15 protein-coding genes are annotated in these 21,831 nt (G+C 40.1%); 10 read left to right on the forward strand and 5 right to left on the reverse strand.

The genetic code is table 11. From position 1 onward, the window contains the following. Position 1: 1 nt before the first annotated feature. Positions 2-706: a hypothetical protein gene (locus tag FMM05_RS06035; protein ID WP_143372444.1), complete on the reverse strand. Its 705-nt coding sequence runs from the start codon at positions 704-706 to the stop codon at positions 2-4. A 267-nt stretch (positions 707-973) separates the two neighbouring features. On the opposite strand from FMM05_RS06035, the gene FMM05_RS06040 reads away from it, so the two are divergent. The 4 genes from FMM05_RS06040 (at position 974) to FMM05_RS06055 (ending at position 6,325) form a co-directional block, all read left to right on the forward strand. Then, positions 974-2,344, forward strand: coding sequence for a hypothetical protein (locus tag FMM05_RS06040; RefSeq protein WP_143372445.1), 1,371 nt, complete (start codon positions 974-976; stop codon positions 2,342-2,344). A 100-nt stretch (positions 2,345-2,444) separates the two neighbouring features. Next, positions 2,445-3,320 carry a carbon-nitrogen hydrolase gene (locus FMM05_RS06045; RefSeq protein WP_143372446.1) on the forward strand — a complete coding sequence of 292 codons (876 nt, stop codon included), beginning with the start codon at positions 2,445-2,447 and terminating at the stop codon, positions 3,318-3,320. Between the two features lie 151 nt (positions 3,321-3,471). After that, positions 3,472-4,542, forward strand: coding sequence for an agmatine deiminase family protein (locus tag FMM05_RS06050; protein ID WP_143372447.1), 1,071 nt, complete (start codon positions 3,472-3,474; stop codon positions 4,540-4,542). A 214-nt stretch (positions 4,543-4,756) separates the two neighbouring features. Beyond that, positions 4,757-6,325, forward strand: coding sequence for a L,D-transpeptidase family protein (locus FMM05_RS06055; protein WP_143372448.1), 1,569 nt, complete (start codon positions 4,757-4,759; stop codon positions 6,323-6,325). A 100-nt stretch (positions 6,326-6,425) separates the two neighbouring features. Here the strand turns inward: FMM05_RS06055 and FMM05_RS06060 are convergent, their stop codons facing one another. The 3 genes from FMM05_RS06060 to FMM05_RS06070 form a co-directional block, all read right to left on the reverse strand. After that, on the reverse strand, positions 6,426-7,337 hold the full coding sequence (locus FMM05_RS06060) for a hypothetical protein (RefSeq protein ID WP_143372449.1): 912 nt from the start codon (positions 7,335-7,337) through the stop codon (positions 6,426-6,428). 124 nt (positions 7,338-7,461) lie between these two features. After that, positions 7,462-7,707 carry a hypothetical protein gene (locus FMM05_RS06065; RefSeq protein WP_143372450.1) on the reverse strand — a complete coding sequence of 82 codons (246 nt, stop codon included), beginning with the start codon at positions 7,705-7,707 and terminating at the stop codon, positions 7,462-7,464. 1,004 nt (positions 7,708-8,711) lie between these two features. Beyond that, positions 8,712-9,050: a DUF6650 family protein gene (locus FMM05_RS06070; protein WP_143372451.1), complete on the reverse strand. Its 339-nt coding sequence runs from the start codon at positions 9,048-9,050 to the stop codon at positions 8,712-8,714. 125 nt (positions 9,051-9,175) lie between these two features. Here FMM05_RS06070 and uvrA point away from each other — a divergent pair, with 125 nt between their 5' ends. From uvrA to FMM05_RS06090, 4 genes are all read left to right on the forward strand, one after another. Beyond that, positions 9,176-12,016 (forward strand): excinuclease ABC subunit UvrA, encoded by a 2,841-nt coding sequence (uvrA, locus tag FMM05_RS06075; protein ID WP_143372452.1) that lies wholly within the window; start codon positions 9,176-9,178, stop codon positions 12,014-12,016. Between the two features lie 92 nt (positions 12,017-12,108). Next, positions 12,109-12,834: an LOG family protein gene (locus FMM05_RS06080; protein ID WP_143372453.1), complete on the forward strand. Its 726-nt coding sequence runs from the start codon at positions 12,109-12,111 to the stop codon at positions 12,832-12,834. 128 nt (positions 12,835-12,962) lie between these two features. Further along, the gene (locus FMM05_RS06085) at positions 12,963-15,800 is read left to right on the forward strand and encodes a gluzincin family metallopeptidase (protein ID WP_317129561.1); all 2,838 of its coding nucleotides are present in this window, start codon (positions 12,963-12,965) and stop codon (positions 15,798-15,800) included. Between the two features lie 255 nt (positions 15,801-16,055). After that, a complete protein-coding gene (locus FMM05_RS06090) occupies positions 16,056-18,458 on the forward strand; it encodes an alpha-ketoacid dehydrogenase subunit alpha/beta (RefSeq protein ID WP_143372454.1) in 2,403 nt (800 codons plus the stop codon). A 171-nt stretch (positions 18,459-18,629) separates the two neighbouring features. Here FMM05_RS06090 and FMM05_RS06095 read toward each other — a convergent pair whose 3' ends face one another. Beyond that, a complete protein-coding gene (locus tag FMM05_RS06095; protein ID WP_143372455.1) occupies positions 18,630-19,982 on the reverse strand; it encodes an NAD-dependent succinate-semialdehyde dehydrogenase in 1,353 nt (450 codons plus the stop codon). A gap of 107 nt (positions 19,983-20,089) precedes the next feature. Between FMM05_RS06095 and FMM05_RS06100 the strand changes: the two genes are divergently transcribed. Both FMM05_RS06100 and FMM05_RS06105 read left to right on the forward strand, forming a co-directional pair. Continuing rightward, the gene (locus FMM05_RS06100) at positions 20,090-21,355 is read left to right on the forward strand and encodes an OmpA family protein (protein WP_143372456.1); all 1,266 of its coding nucleotides are present in this window, start codon (positions 20,090-20,092) and stop codon (positions 21,353-21,355) included. A gap of 75 nt (positions 21,356-21,430) precedes the next feature. Further along, complete coding sequence (locus FMM05_RS06105; protein ID WP_143372457.1) at positions 21,431-21,826, forward strand: glyoxalase; 396 nt, start codon at positions 21,431-21,433, stop codon at positions 21,824-21,826. Positions 21,827-21,831: the final 5 nt, after the last annotated feature.

Below are 21,831 nucleotides of genomic sequence, written 5' to 3' on the forward strand. Positions count from 1 at the left end.
CTTATTTAACAGATTTTATTATTTTTTCACCAGTACTGTCTTTTGTAAATTTTGGATTTTCAGAAAAATCATAATAAGCACCCCCTGCACCTAAAACCCAAAATACAAGTATATCCTTACTAGCAAAGTTAATTTTTTTGAATTCAAATGTTGGATTTGCAGGAAGTGCATTATTTTCTATTATTGCTTTGAAAAGCTGAATTGAAAAGCAAAATGCCTGAGGGTCATGATTTACCGATAAATCAACTCTAAGTTTATTAGTTGTGTCAAACGAAAAATTTAAATAATTATCATATTTATCAGTATCCCAATTACCTCCACCAAGTTTAATTTTACTTTTTAGGTCATTAAGAGTTATTCTATCATCTCCTGTTGCATAATTTAATATCGGTACCCTATGATCGATTTCTGCATGTCTTCTCGTAAGTATGTATTCTAATTTATTCTTATTATTTTTTATCCACTCGGCCTGGCTTTGCACATTCCCAATGCATGGAAGATTTATAGATATATAGTTCTGATCTTCGCTGCATATAAATTTCTCGTTAGCTTGTCTCCATGAGTTATCACCCGACAATAAAAGTTTATCAACAATAACAACATCTGAGCAAATAGAACAATTTAATTTATCATCGCCATGCCAGAAAAGAATTCCTAGTACAAGCCCAACAATAAGACACACTACAGCTAGTAAAATTTTCTTCATAATTAAAAGTTTTATTGGTTAATAATTGGTTTCATGTAAAGCTGCTAAAACTGCATTAAAACCACAATAGGTAAAACCCTAATAATCAATAGTTATATGCCTACATAGTATGTAGCTAAAATATGAGTTTTTTCTTAACAAATAGCACATAGTGTATTGTTTTTAAGTTAATTAGGCAAAATATTATTGGGTATAGGTTTTATACTGTTGTAGAAGTAAAGGGAGTGAGGTAGTTTTGGAGAGTAATTAATTTAAAAACCCTTACTTATGAAAACAAAATTACTTTCATTGTTGTTCATATTAATATATGTCAACATTTTTGCACAACAACAAAATGGTATTCATGAAGTTCCTACAGAAATATCAGAAATTGCAAATACATTCATTAATTATAATAATGATTTTAAGGTCTCAAGTAATAAATCAAAATTGCTTAATAATTTAAATTCTAAAATAACTGGAAATTCATTAACTGATTCAGAACTAAATTCAAAAATTGAAAAAATAAAGGATAAAGCATATAACCCAAAGATGTTAAATATGTTCTTTGCAAATAACATAGCATCATATGTAACTTCTTCTAAAGATTTATCTTTACAAAAGACATACGCAGTACTTGATACAGACGAAGGAGCATTTTTTTTTGGATATAATATTAACGTCGGCGCCAAAAGCAAAATCGATAATCTAAAACATATATTTAATATTGGTGCACATGCAAAATCAAAAGATGGTTTTGTTACCATTTATAAAGAAAAAGAGTATTCTAAAGAACTTGGTTTTAGTGCTAGATATACTTATTTGTTTGGTAGAAATATTAATTTTAGTCGAAATCAAAGAGTAGCTATGCAAGAGCATAGAATCAACTATCTGCAAAAAGAGTTTGCAGCAGATTTGGCAAAATTTAAAGATACAATTACTATTGATACTGAACTTGAAGCAAAAATAGAATACACTAAACCTAACGATCAAGATAGAAAAAATGAGGTTCAGGAAACTTATATCAAAACTTACGAAAAAATAGCCACTGCAGAAGAAAAATTTTTAACAGATAATAATCTTTATAATCATATCTCACAATGGTGGTTCACTATATATGGTTACCTCCCTATTACTGAGCATGAATATAAAATTTCATCTTCAATTACCAATTCAAATTTTGGCACAAATAATGTTTTAAACTATAAGTTTGCGGGACTATTAACATTTATGCAAAAATGGAATTCAAGCCGAGTACTTTATCTTACCGGATCTGCTTCTGTTTTTAATAATAATAATATTATGTCTCAGGAATTAAAATCATATGATTTTCAAACCATTCAAAGTCAGGGAGGCCTAAACCAAGCAGTAGAATCTAAGGATAATATATACGTTGGAGAATTCAAAAAAGGTATTACAAAAAGCATAAAATTAGAGTGTATTAGTTTTTTTATAAAAGATATTATTGGTCTTAGCGCATATGTAGAGCGTAATTATAAAACCTTTGAAAGCACCAACTGGAAACTAGGAATTCCAGTTAGCTTGAAAGATAAAGAAGATAAACCAAGTGTAAATTTTGAATTACAGTGGAAAGAAATCAATAAAGAGCATATTCTTGGAATTAGTATCGGATATATTTTTGGAAAATCTTTAAAATAATACCTAACTACATCCTCATTTAACCAAACCCTAACACCCTACCCTATTTAAAAAACCAACTTTTTTACGTAAATTTGCGCCTCAATTTTATATACATACCATGGGTAAAGTAAAAATAGGATTAGTGCAAATGAGTTGTGTTGCAGATAAGCAGCAAAATCTTGAAAAAGCAATACGCGAAGTGCGCAATGCCGCCGCTAAGGGCGCACAGATTGTGTGTTTACAGGAGTTGTTTACATCGCTTTATTTTTGTGATGTAGAAGATTACGAGAACTTTAAACTGGCAGAAGCCATTCCTGGGCCGAGCACCGAGTCTTTAACTGCTGTAGCTAAAGAGCTTAATGTAGTTATAATTGCATCGCTTTTTGAAAAACGTGCCGAAGGCCTTTACCACAATACTACTGCCGTCATTGATGCCGATGGTACCTACCTTGGCAAATACCGCAAGATGCATATTCCGGATGACCCGGCGTTTTATGAAAAATTCTATTTTACACCCGGCGACCTGGGTTATAAAACGTTCCAGACCAAGTATGCCAAGATTGGTATCCTTATTTGTTGGGACCAGTGGTACCCTGAGGCAAGCCGCATAACAGCCCTTATGGGTGCCGAAGTTATGTTTTACCCTACCGCTATTGGCTGGGCTACAGATCAGGACGAAGACACTAACAAAGAGCAGTACGATGCCTGGCAAATTATTCAACGCTCCCATGCTGTAGCAAACGGCGTTCACGTAGTTAGCGTTAACCGCGTGGGCTTTGAGCAGGATGGCGCCATGAAGTTTTGGGGTGGCAGCTTTGTTGCCAATCCGCAGGGCAAGCTAATCTACCTGGCATCGCACGACGATGAAGAAACTACCGTACTTGAGATTGACACTAAAGCAACCGACCATTATCGTACACACTGGCCGTTTTTACGCGACCGCAGGATAGATAGCTACCAGCCCATAACAAAACGTTATCTGGACGAAGAATAAGAATTAGTTTCAGGTTTAAAGTTTCAGGTTATTGCACGTTCGCTTTCAGCCTGTCATTGCGAGCGGAGGAACGAAGCGCAGCAATCTTTATTATTAATGCCGGTAAATTGCCGCTGTCGCCATCAGAATTAAAGGCCAAATAAAACATTAAATGTCATTACTACAAAATATAGATACACCTAAGAAATTAGGTTTCAACTTCCCTGCCGAGTTTGCTCCGCAACGAGCCCTATGGCTATCATGGCCACATAAAGAGGCATCATGGCCGGGTAAGCTGCATACCATTTATAAGCCGTACTGCGAGTTTATTTTGCAGGTTTCTCGCCATCAAAAGGTGTGCATTAACGTAGCAGATGAGGCTATGAAGCAGTTTGCAATTTCAGAAATTGAAAAGTATGCACCGCTTGTACCGGGAGCTAAGGTAAGCGAGGTTTCGTTTTACTTTTTCCCTACTAATGATGCCTGGTGCCGCGATCATGGCCCTGCATTTTTGGTTAACCGCCAAACCGGCGAAAAAGCAATTGTAGACTGGGGTTACAACGCATGGGGCGATAAATATCCTCCGTATGATCTTGATGATGTTATCCCTACCCGAATTGGAGAAGCACTTGGTTTAAAAGTGTTTAATCCGGGTATTGTTATGGAGGGCGGCAGTGTAGAGTTTAACGGTAAAGGCACGCTGCTTACCACCACGGCTTGTTTATTGAACAAAAACCGTAACCCACACCTTTCTCAAAAAGAAATTGAAGAATACCTTATTCAGTACTATGGTGTTGAGCACATTTTATGGCTTGGCGATGGTATTGTAGGCGATGATACCGACGGGCATATTGACGATATTACACGTTTTGTAAATGAGGATACTGTGGTTACTGTGGTAGAAAAAGATAAGAACGACGACAATTACCAGCTGCTACAGGAAAACCTGGAGAGCCTGCATAAGATGCGCCTTCAGGATGGTAAACAGCTTAATGTTATAGAGCTGCCTATGCCCAAGGCTGTAATTTATGAAGACCAGCGACTACCGGCATCATACGCTAACTTTTACATTGCTAACCAGAGTGTTATTGTGCCTACCTTCCGCGACAGCGTGAACGATAAGGCTGCATTAAATATATTAACCGACTGCTTTAAAGGCCGTGAGGTTATTGGCATAGACAGTACCGACCTTATTTGGGGTCTCGGTAGTTTTCATTGCCTTAGCCAACAGGAACCGGTTTAGAATTAAGATTTTAGATTTCAGAATTCAGATTGGGCTTCACTCAAAAGTTCAATCTGATTTTTTTATAATTGTAATTAAATCTGAAATCTAAAATCGTTCTTTATGACAATTTTATAATTGCAGGGTACTTACTCATAATTGTACGTTAAAGCTTATTAAATGTGTTTGTTGGCGAAAAAAACTTGCTACATTTATATAAAAACAAACACACGCTATGAAAAGATTATGCTTACTGGCCTTCCTGATAGCAGGACTGCAATTCACCACCATATCCTGTAAAAAGGAAAACAACCCCGATGTACATGAGCACAGCAATAACGAAAAAGAAATTGCTATTGATGCCTCTAAATTCCCCGCATTTTTTGCAAAATACCCGGAGTTTAAACCCTACGAAACCCAAATTAATGAGTTGTATAAAAAGCACAACCATTACATTTGGCATGAAAAAAGGGGGTTTATAGAGTTTGCCGAAGTGCTTTACAACCAGGTTAACCAGATTGGTACCGAAGGTGTTGTTACTAAAGTTCCGTATAAAAAAGAGATCGACGAGCTGTTTGAAAATTCAGGCCGAGGCGAAAAGCCGGATGAAACATCAGAACTACTTATAAGCTCGATGTATTTTTACTATGCAGATAAGGTTCTTGGCGGCTTAAATGCTAAGGAAAGCAAGCAAACGGGCTGGTACCTTCCGCGCGAGCGTACCGATTATGTTGCTTATCTTGATACCCTGATGCGCGATCCTAAAAAGATAAAAGGCGATAAAGAAGAAATGTACAGCGGCTATTTTAACCTAAAAAAAGGGCTTAGCAAATACCGAGATATCAAGAAAAAAGGTGGCTGGGGCACCATAACCCTGCCCGAAGGCACAAAATCGCTTAAAGAGGGCGACGATAGCCCTGCCGTGGCTCAGTTAAGGGCACGCCTTGCAGCTGAAGGTTATTTAAAATCGGATAGCAAAAGCACAGAGTTTGACGGTGAGCTTAAAGAAGCCATCAGCAGCTATGAAAGGATGCGTTACCGTGAATTTGACGGTAAAGTGGGCCCGGAAATCATCAAAGAACTTAACGTTCCTGTTGCCGACCGTATAAAAACAATTACCGTTAATATGGAGCGCTGCCGCTGGATAACCCCTGATATCGACACTCAAAAAGAATACATTGTGGTTAACATACCATCGTACAGGCTACGATATGTGCGCGATGGTAAGATATTTATGACATCTAACGTGGTGGTGGGTAAAGAGCTTAATAAAACTGTGGTTTTCAGCGGACAAATGAGCTACTTGGTATTTAGTCCGTACTGGAATGTACCTAAGAGCATCCTCGAAAAAGAAATTAAACCGGGCATTGCTAAAAACAAAAATTACCTGGCCGACCATAATATGGAGTGGAACGGTAATATGGTAAGGCAAAAACCGGGCGGAGAGAATTCTTTAGGTAAAGTAAAATTTATGTTCCCTAACTCAAACAATATTTATCTGCATGATACACCTGCAAAAGGTTTGTTTAACAGGGATGAAAGGGCATTTAGCCACGGGTGTGTGCGTGTAGAAAAAGCCCGCGACCTTGCTATTGCCATTACTAAAAAGGACGGTAATTGGAGCGAGAAAAAGGTAGATGAAGCCATGAACGCAGGCAAAGAAACAAACTATGCACTCAAAACAAAAATACCGGTATATATAGCTTATTTTACAGCATTTGCCGATGAAAACGGCAACGTAGGCTTTTTTGACGATGTGTACGAGCGCGATAACAGCCTGGCAAACCTGCTTTACAAATCGTAAACAGTTTTCAGGATTATAAATATAGATCAGCAGGGAAACCTGCTGATTTTTTTATGTCCTATTGCGAAATAAATATGCTAAAATATTACAAACCAAAACCTTAACGCTCCTCCCAGTAATCAATGGTATAATTTTTTCGGCAAGAAGGCTGCCCGTTCTTAATAATGGTAACACTAACAAGGTCGCCAATTTTGTTGTACTTATTTTCGTAGATTGTAACCTCTTTTGTGGTTAAATTAGTTTCTTTTAAGATGTTACCGCTCAGGTCGTAAAGTGTCTCGGATACCGCTTTACCATTCTCAAACAACTTATGGCTAACCAGCACATTAGCATCATCGTAACGTTTTATTTCGCGCGATGTCTCGTTACCTCGGTTAAAGGTCCGGAGGTCAATTATATTGTTGTTATCATCGTAAATATAAGCCTGTGTAACAGACGGTTTTAATGAGTCGCCCGGAATACTATAAAACTCCACTGTGCGGGTGTTGCCGTTGCGGTACTCCTTCTCTACCCCTGTAATTATACCGGCGTTTTTAATAGTTGTTTCCTTGAGCCCCAGCGCGTTATCATATTTAGTTTCGCGTACCACATCGCCACCCGGCTGTACCGAGACCATTTTTTGCAGCTTGCCTTTATGGTAGGTATAGGTTTCGTCAGCAGTGGTACGTCCCTTAATGATTTCGCGGTAGCGTATTAGGTTATCGCCTTTATAATCAGTCAGTTCCTCGCTTATAAGTGTATCGTTACAAAAGTGCTGAATACGTTTTGTCTTGCCACCATCATACAAAAATGCGTCGCGGTATACCACATTATTACTGCCCAAAAACGTCTGCTTGTTGGCTACTTCTTCGGTTAATTGCCCCTTAGTATCAAAGCGTTGCTGGACATCTTCGGTAGCGCAGCTATCAATTATATGAACGGTTTTGAGTTTTTTAAGGCTTTTGGGTTTCTGTGCGTAAGTAGTTGATGCTAACAGCAGTAAAATCAGGCTATAGTGTCGAAAATGAATCATTTATCAGGAGTATATACCCAAATGTAAAGGATTTTGGCTTTCATTCAAACCACTACTTCATAAAACACAAAAGGCTGCCCAATGCGTTGCAGGGCAGCCTTTTGTATTTTATTGAATTGATGCTTTATGCCATTATCCTAGGATAAAAAACGGTACACATCATGCCTTCGCTTGCTTTGCTTGGGTGTGCGCAATGCTCTGTCTGGAATTTAGAACATTTTAAACAGTCTGATTCTCTGCTCAATACGGCGCGGAACTCATAAGCCTGGCAGGCTTGGGTCTCGGCAGTAACTATTTCGTGTACGTTGCATAACTGCCCTTTTACATGGTGATCGCAGTTACCACAACAATTTGCTAATTTAATATCCATAACATTTTATTTTTGCAGTTAGTAATAGTACAAATTTAAGCAGAATATATGTTAGAGAAATTCTAAATAACTGTTATTGAGCTATTTGTAAATAGACCGTTTATAAATAAGATATCTAAAAAGCTAACTGATAGCAGTTTGCATCAACGTGTTATGATTGCCTTAACTTTCTTACAAACCCATAAATAATGTAAAATTTTAACAAATCGGTTATTTATGGAACTCGGATTTAATTGATGCTTCGCAATCGCGGATAAAAGCGGATTTTAACTTTAATTCTTCGAAGTTATTCTATTTCAGAATTAAAGCAAAAACTTATAATGTATACAATTTTAGCAGCAAAAAATTTATTTCATTTTTTAAAATTACGCAAAACAGTTTTACTTTGATAATCAATTAATTACATTTTGATATTTCACTTTCGGATTTTGGAATACCCCTTTTTTTCGCGTTTTTGTAAAAACGTGTAAAATCGGGCATGAATATTCTTTACACCAACCTTTTTTAGTCCAAATTACCGGTTTTAATTTACTGCAAGAATGGCGTCAGTACTGTGACTATTTTTGTGTTGTAATTTTGTGGCGGGAAATGGAACCTGCCCGTGCCGTTCAGGCGGGCGCGGATAACACAGATGCAAGCAATCGCGCCTGCCCGAATGGTAAAGGCGGGGGATTTAACGGTTTAGGTTCGTTAGAGTTTGATAGTTACCTTTGCGTACCCCGGAGTGAGATTGCCGCGCTCCGTTGCACTTCGCTCGCAAAGACGTAGCCGGGTATCGTTCGTCACACTCTTCACGCACCGTCTTTGCGAGGAGGAACGACGAAGCAATGTTTATTCTGAATTAATAGTATTAAGGCTCGTCAATATCTAAAGGTATAATTTTTAACAATTCACCTTCGCAATCAATTTTATAAATGACAAATATTTTAGCAAGTAAATGGCCGAAAGTACTACGTAGTTCACCAATACCACTAAAGTATAATATTTGACCTCCAAAACTAGAATTACTGATATCCCTCACTGGTAAAATAAAAATCATTTTCCTGTAAAATACTCAAAAATTTATGACAAGCACTCCTCATAGCTCTGAGTATTTTATCTAATTCAGAATCTCTCTTAACATCGTACAACTGTTGATTTATAAATTCTCTAATTTGAATTATTGACTGCGTACAATATCTTGGTGTTTCTAACTGAAATGGATTATATAATACTCTTCTATCTTCTAAAAAAATTACGACTTTTTCAGCAATTTTTCTTTCAAGTATTGGTGGATTCCATGAAATACCAAATATAGGGATACTGATTCCAGTAATACGATTTGCGATTTCTTTAAATTTCATAATTATTTGATTAGATTTCAAATATAGCAAATTCCTCCCCCATCCTTTTAACAATTTCTTACGCCGCACCCTCACATAAAAATAGCGTAAAATTGAGTACCTTTGCGTTTTGCACAAAAATTGCTATGTCAAATTTTACAGATACTACAGATAATATAGAGGTTTTAGGTGCCCGCGTGCACAACCTTAAAAATATAGATGTTACCATTCCGCGCGAAAAACTGGTGGTTATAACCGGGCTTTCGGGTTCGGGTAAATCGTCACTCGCTTTTGATACCATTTATGCCGAAGGGCAGCGCCGCTATATAGAAACATTTTCGGCTTATGCACGCCAGTTTTTGGGCGGCTTAGAGCGCCCTGATGTTGATAAGATAGACGGCCTTAGCCCCGTTATTGCCATAGAGCAAAAAACCACGAGCAAGAGCCCCCGCTCTACCGTGGGCACCATTACCGAGATTTACGACTTTCTCCGTCTGCTCTACGCCCGTGGCGCCGACGCGTACAGTTACATGACCGGCGAAAAAATGGTGAGCTACAGCGATACCCAGATTAAAGACCTTATAATCGAAAAGTTTGATGGCAAACGCATCAGCATCCTTGCGCCCATCATCCGTTCCCGTAAGGGGCATTACCGCGAGCTCTTTGAGCAGGTTAGCAAGCAGGGCTTTTTAAAGGTGCGTGTAGATGGTGTTATTAAGGATATTGAAAGCGGCATGAAGCTGGACCGTTATAAGGTGCACGATATTGAAACCGTGATAGACCGTATGGCTATTGATGCCACCCCGGACACCGATAAACGCCTGGCCGACAGCATTAAAACAGCCATGTACCACGGCGAAGATGTTATGATGGTTATAGAGCAGGAGAGCGGCGATGTGCGCTACTACAGCCGTAACCTAATGTGTCCGTCGTCGGGTATATCCTACCCTAATCCGGAGCCTAATAATTTTTCGTTTAACTCCCCAAAGGGTGCGTGCGATAACTGCAACGGCCTTGGAATTATTAACGAAATTAACGTTAAAAAAATAATTCCCAACCCTAAACTGTCCATCAAACAGGGCGGTTTTGTGCCTTTGGGCGAATATAAAAACTCATGGATATTTAAGCAGTTAGAGGCCATTGGCGAAAAATACGGCTTTAAGATTACCGATGCCATAGAGAAAATTCCGGCCGATGCTATGGAGATGATCCTTAATGGCGGTAAGGAAAAATTTACCGTAAACAGCAAAACCCTTGGCGTTAACCGCGAATATAAAATTGATTTTGAGGGGATATCTGCCTTCATAAAAAACCAGTACGATGAGAGTGCCACAGCATCTTTAAAACGCTGGGCAAAGGAGTTTATGGACGAGGTGCAGTGCCCCGTTTGCCACGGAACCCGCCTTAAAAAAGAGTCGCTTTACTTTAAAGTGAACGGCCTTAACATAGCCGAGCTTTCGGCGATGGATATATCAGACCTGGCGGAATGGTTTGAGAGCCTTGACCAGAACCTGTCTGAAAAACAAAAAGTTATCGCTACAGAGATCATTAAAGAAATTAAGGCGCGCCTTAGCTTCCTGGTTGATGTAGGACTGAATTACCTGTCGCTTAGCCGTGGCTCGGGCACACTTTCGGGTGGCGAGGCACAGCGTATAAGGCTGGCTACGCAAATTGGGTCGCAGCTTGTGGGCGTACTCTATATTTTAGATGAACCCAGCATTGGCCTGCACCAGCGCGATAACGAAAAACTGATACACTCGCTGGAGCAGCTGCGCGATATAGGCAATTCGGTTATCGTGGTAGAACACGATAAGGATATGATTGAGCGCGCTGATTACGTGATAGATATAGGCCCTGCTGCAGGGCGCTTTGGCGGACAGATAGTGAGCAAAGGCACTCCTGCCGAACTGCTTAAAGAGCACACCCTTACTGCAGCTTATTTAAACGGCGAAAAAGAAATTGCCGTACCTAAAACTCGCCGTGCAGGCAATGGCAAGTCCATCAAGCTGAGTGGTGCAACAGGCAACAACCTTAAAAATGTAACGGTAGAGTTCCCTCTTGGGCAAATGATATGCGTTACGGGGGTTTCGGGCAGTGGCAAGAGTACGCTTATAAACGGTACGCTCTACCCTATTTTAAACGCCCATTTTTTCAACGGGGTTAAAAAACCGGCCCCTTACAAAAAAATTGAAGGCCTTGAGCATATCGACAAGGTTATAGATATAGACCAAAGCCCTATTGGGCGCACACCGCGCTCTAACCCGGCTACATATACCGAGGTTTTTAGCGAGATACGTTCGCTATTTACCCAAACGCCCGAGGCTATGATACGCGGTTACAAACCCGGCCGTTTTAGCTTTAACGTTAGTGGCGGCCGTTGCGAAACCTGCGAAGGCAGCGGACTGCGCGTTATAGAGATGAACTTTTTACCCGATGTTTATGTGGAGTGCGAAACCTGCCAGGGCAAGCGCTTTAACCGCGAAACCTTAGAGATTCGCTACAAAGGCAAATCCATAAGTGATGTGCTGGATATGACGGTAGATGAGGCGGTTCCGTTTTTTGAGAACATCCCTAAGATCTTCCGAAAGATAAAAACCATACAGGATGTAGGCTTGGGTTACATAACACTGGGCCAGCAGAGTACTACCCTTAGCGGTGGTGAGGCACAGCGAATTAAGTTAGCATCAGAGCTTTCTAAAAAAGATACCGGCAATACTTTTTATATATTAGATGAACCTACAACGGGTCTGCATTTTGAAGACATCCGCGTACTTATGGAGGTCATCAACAAACTGGTAGATAAAGGCAACAGCGTACTTATTATAGAGCATAATATGGATGTTATTAAACTTGCCGATTACATTATAGATATTGGTTACGAAGGCGGTAAAGGTGGTGGGCAGCTTGTTGCAAAAGGCACACCCGAAGAAGTGGCTAAGAACAAAAAGAGCTACACCGCAAAATTCCTTAAAAAAGAACTTAAATAAGTCTGCCACGAATTACACCAATTAAACAAATTATACGAGACGATTGGAAATTTGTGAGATTCGTGAAATTAGTGGCAAAAACAAAAAAACAAATGGCAAAAGAAACATACAACAGCGACGACGAGTGGATTAACGAAGGGCTAAAGCAAAAGCCGTGGAGCGAAATACGCAGCAACGACTCGTGGGCTATTTTTAAGATAATGAGTGAGTTTGTAAATGGTTTTGAAACCATGGCGCGCATAGGCCCGTGTATATCGATATTCGGTTCGGCGCGTACAACTTCAGATAATAAATATTACCAGCTTACCGAGGAAATTGCCGAAAAGATAGCCAATTCCGGTTACGGTGTTATTACCGGTGGTGGACCCGGTATTATGGAGGCCGGTAACAAAGGTGCCAAGCGTGGTATAGCACCATCGGTTGGGCTTAACATAGAATTGCCTTTTGAGCAACACTTTAACCCGTACATAGACCACGACAAGAATTTAAATTTCGATTACTTTTTTGTACGTAAAACAATGTTTATAAAGTACTCTCAGGGGTTCGTGGTTATGCCGGGTGGCTTTGGTACACTCGATGAGTTGTTTGAGGCAGTAACGCTTATCCAGACCAAAAAGATAGCTAAATTCCCCATAATATTGGTGGGTACAGCATACTGGAGCGGACTCATAGACTGGATTAAAAACGTTTTGATTGACGAAAACCACAACGCCAGCCCCGAAGACCTTAACCTTATAAAAATTGTAGACACTGCCGATGAGGTAGTTACCGTTATAGATAACTTCTACAAAAAATACAGCCTTAGCCCTAACTTTTAATCATTACTTTTATTTAACATTACACAAAGCAACCCAAAACCTATTTTTGCATCGTATATATAGTTATACTTGTAGCCAAATTAAAACAAGGCAGCAACTTTAAACCCGTACAATTAATTTAAGCCATTTTGACGATAAAGATAAAGCTCTGTTTACTGTTTATAATGCTGTTTACCGGCATGTTGCACGCGCAGCACCAAAACAGCATGGTTATACAGGCAGATTACGATACAAAAGTATTTAAGATACAGCAACATATTGTGTACTACAACCAGTCGGCCGATACGCTAAACAGTATCCTGCTTAACGACTGGAACAATGCCTATTCATCTAAAACAACGCCGCTTGCCAAACGCTTTACAGATGAATTTGTTAAGTCGTTTCACCTGGCTAAAGATGCCGACAGAGGGTATACAAAAGTGTATTCGGTAGTAGACCAAAACGGGCTAATGCTTACCGCTGAACATCTTACAGATCATCCCGATATTTTAAAAGTACAGTTAAAAAATCCCATACGCCCGGGTCAAAAATTTGCCATATCATTAACTTATGAAGTTAAGATACCTAACGACAGGTTTACCCGCTTTGGCTACGATGATAAAGCCGGGACTTTTAACCTTAAAGACTGGTACCTTACCCCCGCCCGTTATGACAACGGCTTTGTAAAATACAGCAACGAAAATATAGATGATATTGCCAATGCCGTGTGCGACTACGAGCTTACACTAAAGGTACCCAAAAACAGTTTTGTAACATCAGATTTGTATCAGGGCAACAAAAAAACGGCGGATAGCACCGATGAATATTACTTTATCGGTAAGAACCGCACCAACTTTAACCTTATACTTGAGGCTAAAAACACTTTTGAAGTGTTTAGGTTTGATGATGCCGAGGTAAGCTGTAACCTTAAGGAAAACCGCATCACCGATATCCAGAGGGCGGTAATTATCAAGGAAGTTGTAGATTTTACTACCGAAAACCTTGGTGCTTTCCCTCATGGCAAAATTATAGTATCGCAGGCCGAATATGAGCGCAGCCCCATGTACGGGCTTAACCAGCTGCCGGCCTTTATAAGTCCGTTCCCCGATTCTTTTTTGTATGAGGTCCGTTTTCTTAAAACCTACCTTAACGCTTATTTAAAGACTACATTAAAGCTCGACCCACGTAAAGACAGCTGGATATACGATGCCATACAAATGCAGCTGATGATAAAGTATGTTAACGAGAAACATGCCGATAAAAAAATGATGGGCGAAGTGGGTCAATGGGGACTCCTTAAGGCATTTAACTTTAACCTGTTCAACATTAACTTTAATGGCCAGTATAGCTATTTGTATATGATCATGGCGCGCCGTAACCTCGATCAACCCATAGGCGACCCTAAAAATACCTTCATTAAATTTAACGAGCAAATTGCCGGCAAATACCGTGCAGGCCTTAGCTTTAGCTATTTAGACGATTACTTAGGTAATGATGTTGTAATTAACTCTTTTAAAGAATTTTATAGCCTTAACGCAGCCCAAGCGAAGACCAACAGAGACGACTTTGAAAGTATCCTGAAAAAGAATACCGATAAGGACATTAGCTGGTTTTTTGATACCGTTGTAGATACCCGCGACCTTATAGATTATAAATTTGGCAGGGTAAGAAAAGAAAACGATTCGCTACAGGTTACATTAAAAAATGTGACAGGTACTAAAGTGCCGGTATCGGTTTACGGCCTTAAAAATGGCCAGGTGGTTTACAAGCAATGGTTTGAGGGCTTTACAGTAGACAGCACCCTTACCATACCCCGCAACGATGCTGACAGGCTGGTTATTAACAATAACGACCTGATACCGGAATATAACAAACGCGATAATTATAAAAGGCTGGATAAGTTTTTCCCGAACAATAAGCCAATAAAATTAGGCTTTTTCCAGGATCTTGAAAATCCTGCGGTTAACCAGATATTTTATGTACCCAGCTTTATATTCAATATTTACGACGGATTTTCGCCCGGGTTAAGGCTGCACAACAAATCAATGCTGGAAAAGCCTTTTATTTTTGAGGTTAACCCTACCTACTCGGTAAAAACATCCGAGCTTATCGGTTCGGTTTCATTGCTTTACAATCATTACATTAGGGAGGATAACCTGTATAACGTGCGGTACACACTTACCGGCTCTACGTTTCATTATGCGCCCGATGCCCGATATTATAAATTCACCCCGCAGGTACAGTTCCGCATTCGCGATGAGAACATCCGTAAAAATAAAAAAGAGTTCATAATGCTGCGCCAGGTAACGGTAAACCGCGAAAAATCGCTTTTTGTACGTACCGATGAGCAAAACGAAAACTACTCGGTATTTAACGCCCGCTACAGCAAATCCGACTCAGAAATTACCCGCCATTATAACTTTTATACCGATGCCCAGATAGCCAATGCGTTTGGTAAACTATCGGGTGAGTTTCAGTTCAGGAGGCTCTTTAACGATAACAGGCAGGTTAACCTAAGGGTGTATGCGGGTATGTTTATGTACCGTAGCACCAGTTCAGAGTTTTTTAGCTTTGGTTTAGACAGGCCTACCGATTATCTTTTTGATTACAATTACTATGGCCGATCTGAAGATAAAGGGCTTATGAGCCAGCAGTTTATTTTGGCAGAGGGTGGTTTTAAATCCATCATGGATAACCGCTTTGCAAACAAGTGGATGACCACAGTTAACGGTAGCTTTAACGTGTGGAACTGGATAGAAATTTACGGCGATGCCGGTGTTTTTGAAAACAAATACCGGGGTACCGAGTTTGTTTACGATAGCGGGATTCGTTTAAACCTTGTCACCGATTATTTTGAGCTGTATTTCCCAATGTATTCCAGCAACGGTTTTGAGCCGGGGTTGGGCAATTACAGCCAGAAAATACGCTTTGTGGTAACGCTTGCACCAAGCACGCTGCTTAACTTATTTACCAGGAAGTGGTTTTAATTTAAACGTATTTGGTAGTATATTGAGCAATAAAATAACACAATTGCTTCAATATTAAAATTTATAACAGCTCCGCCTCATTCTCTACAAAAAAATACACAAAATATACTTTTAAAGCACATTCGCTAATTAAAATGTATTTATACAACCACCTGATTTTGTTTTATTGATAAAAATGAAATTCAAATTTTAATCCATATGTTATGATATGTCGTAGTTTTGATTAAATTTGTAATTCGCACAACACATTTAGTTATGACAGGTACAGAAACAAAACAGGCCCTATCTTTTACAGATTTTAAAGCCGAAGTACTTAACGATTATAAAACTGCTGTAATTAGCAGGGAGTGCAGCCTTTTAGGCCGCCGCGAAGTGCTTACGGGCAAGGCAAAGTTTGGCATATTTGGCGATGGTAAAGAGGTACCGCAGCTGGCTATGGCAAAAGCCTTTAAAAACGGCGATTTCCGCTCCGGTTATTACCGCGACCAAACGTTTATGATGGCCATAGGCCAGTTAACCATACAACAGTTTTTTGCAGGATTATACGGCCACGCTTCTCTGGAAGCCGACCCTATGTCGGCCGGGCGCCAAATGGGCGGGCATTTTGCTACCCATAGCCTTGATGAGAACGGAAACTGGAAAAACCTTACCCAACAAAAAAACTCAAGTGCCGATATTTCCCCTACTGCCGGGCAAATGCCTCGCTTACTGGGTTTGGCGCAGGCTTCTAAAATATACAGGAATGTTAGCGGTACTAATAATCCAAACTTCTCTATAAACGGTAACGAAATTGCCTGGGGTACTATTGGCAACGCCAGTACATCCGAAGGGTTGTTTTTTGAAACCATAAACGCCGCCGGTGTACTACAGGTACCTATGGTTATAAGCGTTTGGGATGATGAATACGGCATATCGGTACACGCACGCCACCAGACTACCAAAGAAAGCATCTCTGAAATATTAAAAGGCTTTCAGCGTGATGAAAATGCAAAAGGCTACGAAATAATTACCGTAAAAGGCTGGGATTACCCCGAGCTTGTGGCCGCTTACGAGAGGGCTTCGCACATTGCACGTACAGAGCATGTACCTGTGTTAATGCACGTATACCAGCTTACACAGCCGCAGGGCCACTCTACATCGGGCTCGCATGAGCGTTATAAAAACTCTGACCGCCTGCAATGGGAAGGCGAGTTTGACTGTATTGCACAGATGAAAAAATGGATGCTTGATAATAATATAGCTGCCGATGACGAATTAGAAGCTATAGAAAAACAAGCTAAAGTAGATGTGCTTGAGGCAAAAAAAGCCGCTTGGTCGGCCTATCAGGATCCTATCAAGCAGGACCGTACGGAGTTTATCACACTATTAAATTCAATCGCCGCTCAAAGCGACAATAAAGTTTTTATAGAACGATACAGTAACGAACTGGCGGCCATTAAGGAGCCTATACGTAAAGACATCTTGGTGGTGGCACGTAAAGTGCTGCGCCTTATTATAAAAGAAGCCTCTAAAAGCACGCTTTCGGCCTGGATTACCGCGTTTACAGAGCGTATACAGCCAAGCTACAGTTCACATTTATATTCGCAGTCAGATAAAAATATTTATTCGATTACTGCCGAAGAGGCCCGGTATGGCGATACCCCTGCCGAAGCCGATGGCCGTGTTATCATCCGCAATAATTTTGATGCACTGTTTACAAAATATCCTGAAGCTATGGTTTTTGGTGAAGATTGTGGCGGCATTGGCGATGTTAACCAGGGGCTTGAAGGCTTACAGGAAAAATTTGGCGATTTCAGGGTGTGCGATGCCGGTATTCGCGAGGCTACCATTTTAGGCCAGGGTATTGGTATGGCCATGCGCGGCCTTCGTCCTATTGCCGAGATCCAATATCTTGATTACCTGTTGTATGCATTGCAAATTATGAGCGACGACCTTGCAACACTGCAATACCGTACCGCAGGCAGACAGAAAGCGCCGCTTATTATACGTACCCGCGGCCACAGGCTGGAGGGTATATGGCACTCAGGTTCGCCTATGGGTATGATAATTAATGCGCTTAAAGGCATCCATGTACTGGTACCAAGAAACATGACCAAAGCAGCCGGTTTTTACAATGCCCTTATGGAGGCCGATGAACCTGCCCTTGTTATAGAATGCCTTAACGGCTACAGGCTTAAAGAAAAGATGCCGGTTAACCTTGGCGACTTTAAAACACCTATTGGCGTGGTAGAAACCATTAAAACAGGTAGCGACATTACTATAGTTTCTTACGGTTCTACACTTAGGGTTATAGAGCAGGCTGCAAAAGAACTGCTTGAAACCGGTATTGATGTAGAGATAATTGATGTGCAGAGCTTACAGCCGTTTGACCTTAACCACGACATTGTAAAGAGCGTGGCTAAAACCAACAGGCTGCTTGTTGTAGATGAAGATGTGCCCGGTGGGGCATCAGCATACATATTACAGCAAATAATCGATGTACAGGACGCTTACAAGCATTTAGACAGCAAACCCGATACGCTTACCGCAAAAGAGCACAGGCCGTCTTATGGTACCGATGGTGATTACTTTTCTAAACCATCTTCCGAAGATATTTACGAAAAAATATATGCCATTATGCACGAGGCAAAACCGAATGAATATCCTGAGTTATATTAAGCTTTTGGAACGCAGATTTAGCGGATGCTTCGCAGCACGGATTTTATAAGTCTAAACTATTCAAATAAAAAATTCCGGTGCTAAACCGGAATTTTTGTTTTATACTATAATTAGTAATCATATTTGAAATCTGCGCTGCGAAGCATCCGCTAAATCCGCGTTCCATTAATTTTATTTAATATACACCGTTTTTACGTTTACAAATTCCAGTAAGCCTTCTTTAGCCAGTTCACGGCCAAACCCTGAGCGTTTAACGCCACCAAACGGCAACGCAGGGTCAGACTTTACCATCGCATTTATAAATACAGCACCTTCTTTAAAGAGGCTTATTTTTGTTTTGAGCGTCTCTACATCTTTTGTAAAGACAGATACACCAAGGCCAAACTCAGTTTTATTACTTAGCTCAACCGCTTCTTCAAACGTATCAAAAGGTACAACAGGCACAGCGGGTCCAAAAACCTCGTCTTTAAAAACAGGCATATCGGGCGTAACATTAGTAAGCACTGTAGGTTCATAAAAAGCATTAGAACGCTTACCCCCTATCACGATCTTCGCCCCCATAGCAACCGAATCATCAACCTGCTTCTGCACATCCTCAGCAAGGTCTACCCTGGCAAGCGGGCCAATGTAAGTATCCTCATTCATTGGGTCGCCACTTTTTAATTCGGCCACACCTTTAATAAACTGCTCCATAAAGGCATCATATATGCTGCTGTGTACTAAAAAGCGTTTTGCAGCAATACAGCTTTGCCCGGTGTTTTGGAAACGGGCATTAATTGCAACAGGCACCGTGGCTTCAAGGTCGGCATCTTCAAGAACGATAAGGGCATTACTACCACCAAGCTCTAAAACCGCCTTTTTAACCTGTGCCGCTGCCGCAGATGCTACTGAAGTACCGGCTTTTTCACTCCCCGTAACCGATACACCGCTGATAACCGGATTATCAATTACCTCTTTAACCTGGTCGCCCGCAATAAGCAGGTTGGTATACACTCCATCAGGAAAACCGGCATCCCTAAATAGTTCCTCAATCAATATAGCACAGCCGGCAACATTACTGGCATGCTTTACCACAACAGTATTACCCGCTACAATTGCCGGTATGGCAAACCTGAAAACCTGCCAGTACGGAAAGTTCCATGGCATTACCCCAAGTATCACTCCAAGTGGCTCATAAGTAACAAAACTTTCGGTGCCATCGGTGGCAATTTGCTTGTTTTTAAGGTACTCTTCTGCATTTTTTAGGTAATATTCGCACAACAACCTGCATTTTTCTACCTCTGCATGCGACTGCTTTATGGGCTTACCCATCTCTAAACTACACCTTTCCGCGAGATTTTGTTGTGATTTTGTTAATGCAAATACTAAAGTTTTTATAAAATTTAGTCTGTGTTGTACATTTGTACTGCTCCAATTTTCAGCGGTTTCACTACTGTTTTGAAGGATTTTTTTTACGTGAGCACCAGTAAAATATTGATGTTCAGATAAAAAAGTTTTGTTAAAAGGATTGACTATAGAAAACATTTTTTACTTTTGCTTAAATTAATAGTAAAAATAACAAATATTTTCTTAGGATAATTTTACTATTTTTACCGAAAATTTCAAAGTACTGATAAACAAAACAATTATTTATGAAGAAAGTTGTACTCCCCCTACTAATGCTGACGCTCACTTGTGCAAGTGTGCGTGCGCAGGACAAAGAAGAAAGCACCACAACGGGTGCAAATGATTTCAAAAAGGCGTCTATTGAGTTAGGTTTTGGTTTTGCCAAAGCTGCAAACCCGATGACAGAAGGTTATCACATGAGCACCACGAACTTGTTCGATGCAAATTTAGGGTTCAGGTATATGTTCAACACTAAATTTGGTTTGAAGTTAACAGGTTTCTATGACAAGTTTGAAGGTGATGATATCAGTGCTGACTTTGAAAGCAGCGCTTACGGTGGAACACTTGAAGGTGTTGTAAACTTAGGCCGCGTTATGGGCTTTGAATCATGGACAAAACACCTTAACATTTTAGGACACGCTGGTGGTGGTGTTACCATGCTTAAAAATGACGATTACGATTTAGATGATGATGTACTTGGTACCATTGTTTTTGGTTTAACCGCACAGTACAAAATAGGTAACTTTGGTGCTATCCAGGGAGACTTCTCTATGCTAAATAACTTTGGCCACCAAAGAACTTGGGATGGCGCTGTTTATGATGCTAAAGGAAGACAAGGTTTTGATAGCTCACTTTACCATGCAACACTTGGCCTTGCTATTTACATAGGACAAAAAGGACAGCCTCATGCTGACTGGTATGTTGATGAGAAACCGGATGCTATTGAAGAAGCTGAAAGCCGTATAGAAGAGCTTGAAACAATGATGAACGACACCGATAAAGATGGTGTGCCGGATTATCTTGATGCTGAGCCAAACTCTGTTGCAGGTGTTAAAGTGGATAGCAAAGGTAGAAGCATCGACTTAAACAACAACGGTATTCCTGACGAAATGGAATCTTATGTTGAGCAGAAAAACGCTGAAATGAAACAAAGCATAAACGCTGACCTTGCCGACCTAATTAACGGTGGTTATGTAAATGTTTACTTTGACTTTAATAAAGACCAGCCTAATGCACAATCTGTAAGTGGTATTAACTTCCTTATCAAATACCTGAAAGAAAACCCATCTACATCTGCTGATGTTATTGGTTATGCTGACGAGGTTGGAGATACTGAATACAACAAAGCACTATCTTCAAGAAGGGCTGAAAATGTTAAAGCAATACTTGTTGCTGCAGGTATCGATGCCGGAAGGTTAAACATTGTTGGTAACGGTGAAGACACATCTGTGAGCAAAGATTCTCAGTATGCACGTCAAACTGTAAGAAGGGTAACCTTTATACTTAAATAACAAAAGTATACTCAAAAAATAAATATTGAAACCGCTGCTTATGCAGCGGTTTTTTTTTATCTTTAAAAGAAAACCATGAACGAACGCGATACGGGTATCCTTACCCTTAGAGGTGAAGCTATTGGCGATATACACGAACAATCCGGTAAAGAAGAATCGTTTCAGAACAAGACTTTAAGGCCGGTGCTAAAGCTTCAAAATGATCTCTTTATAGAAGCATTTTTAAATTATGCCAACAAACAAAAAAACTATTTTTACACCCTCTCTATTGAGAAGAAATTGCATTACATTGAGAATACCATACACAAAGACATAAAGTTTAGGAATGCATTAAAGGGTATGATAATAGCACTGTTCACTGTAGAAGAATTTAAGGAATACACTCTTAATTCTTCTAACCTTAACAAACGCATGATGAACCTCCTTATAGAGCGTTTAAAAGACCAGGTGCTATTACTTACGAACGAATAAAAAAA

Origin of the sequence: Flavobacterium zepuense (assembly GCF_007097145.1) — a bacterium.
Classification (GTDB): Bacteria; Bacteroidota; Bacteroidia; order Flavobacteriales; family Flavobacteriaceae; genus Flavobacterium; species Flavobacterium zepuense.

Excerpts from the sequence above, each read along its gene's own strand:
- FMM05_RS06035 (WP_143372444.1), bottom strand. The coding sequence starts at position 706 with ATGAAGAAAATTTTACTAGCTGTAGTGTGTCTTATTGTTGGGCTTGTA.
- FMM05_RS06040 (WP_143372445.1), top strand. The coding sequence starts at position 974 with ATGAAAACAAAATTACTTTCATTGTTGTTCATATTAATATATGTCAAC.
- FMM05_RS06045 (WP_143372446.1), top strand. The coding sequence starts at position 2,445 with ATGGGTAAAGTAAAAATAGGATTAGTGCAAATGAGTTGTGTTGCAGAT.
- FMM05_RS06050 (WP_143372447.1), top strand. The coding sequence starts at position 3,472 with ATGTCATTACTACAAAATATAGATACACCTAAGAAATTAGGTTTCAAC.
- FMM05_RS06055 (WP_143372448.1), top strand. The coding sequence starts at position 4,757 with ATGAAAAGATTATGCTTACTGGCCTTCCTGATAGCAGGACTGCAATTC.
- FMM05_RS06060 (WP_143372449.1), bottom strand. The coding sequence starts at position 7,337 with ATGATTCATTTTCGACACTATAGCCTGATTTTACTGCTGTTAGCATCA.
- FMM05_RS06065 (WP_143372450.1), bottom strand. The coding sequence starts at position 7,707 with ATGGATATTAAATTAGCAAATTGTTGTGGTAACTGCGATCACCATGTA.
- FMM05_RS06070 (WP_143372451.1), bottom strand. The coding sequence starts at position 9,050 with ATGAAATTTAAAGAAATCGCAAATCGTATTACTGGAATCAGTATCCCT.
- uvrA (WP_143372452.1), top strand. The coding sequence starts at position 9,176 with ATGTCAAATTTTACAGATACTACAGATAATATAGAGGTTTTAGGTGCC.
- FMM05_RS06080 (WP_143372453.1), top strand. The coding sequence starts at position 12,109 with ATGGCAAAAGAAACATACAACAGCGACGACGAGTGGATTAACGAAGGG.
- FMM05_RS06090 (WP_143372454.1), top strand. The coding sequence starts at position 16,056 with ATGACAGGTACAGAAACAAAACAGGCCCTATCTTTTACAGATTTTAAA.
- FMM05_RS06095 (WP_143372455.1), bottom strand. The coding sequence starts at position 19,982 with ATGTTTTCTATAGTCAATCCTTTTAACAAAACTTTTTTATCTGAACAT.
- FMM05_RS06100 (WP_143372456.1), top strand. The coding sequence starts at position 20,090 with ATGAAGAAAGTTGTACTCCCCCTACTAATGCTGACGCTCACTTGTGCA.
- FMM05_RS06105 (WP_143372457.1), top strand. The coding sequence starts at position 21,431 with ATGAACGAACGCGATACGGGTATCCTTACCCTTAGAGGTGAAGCTATT.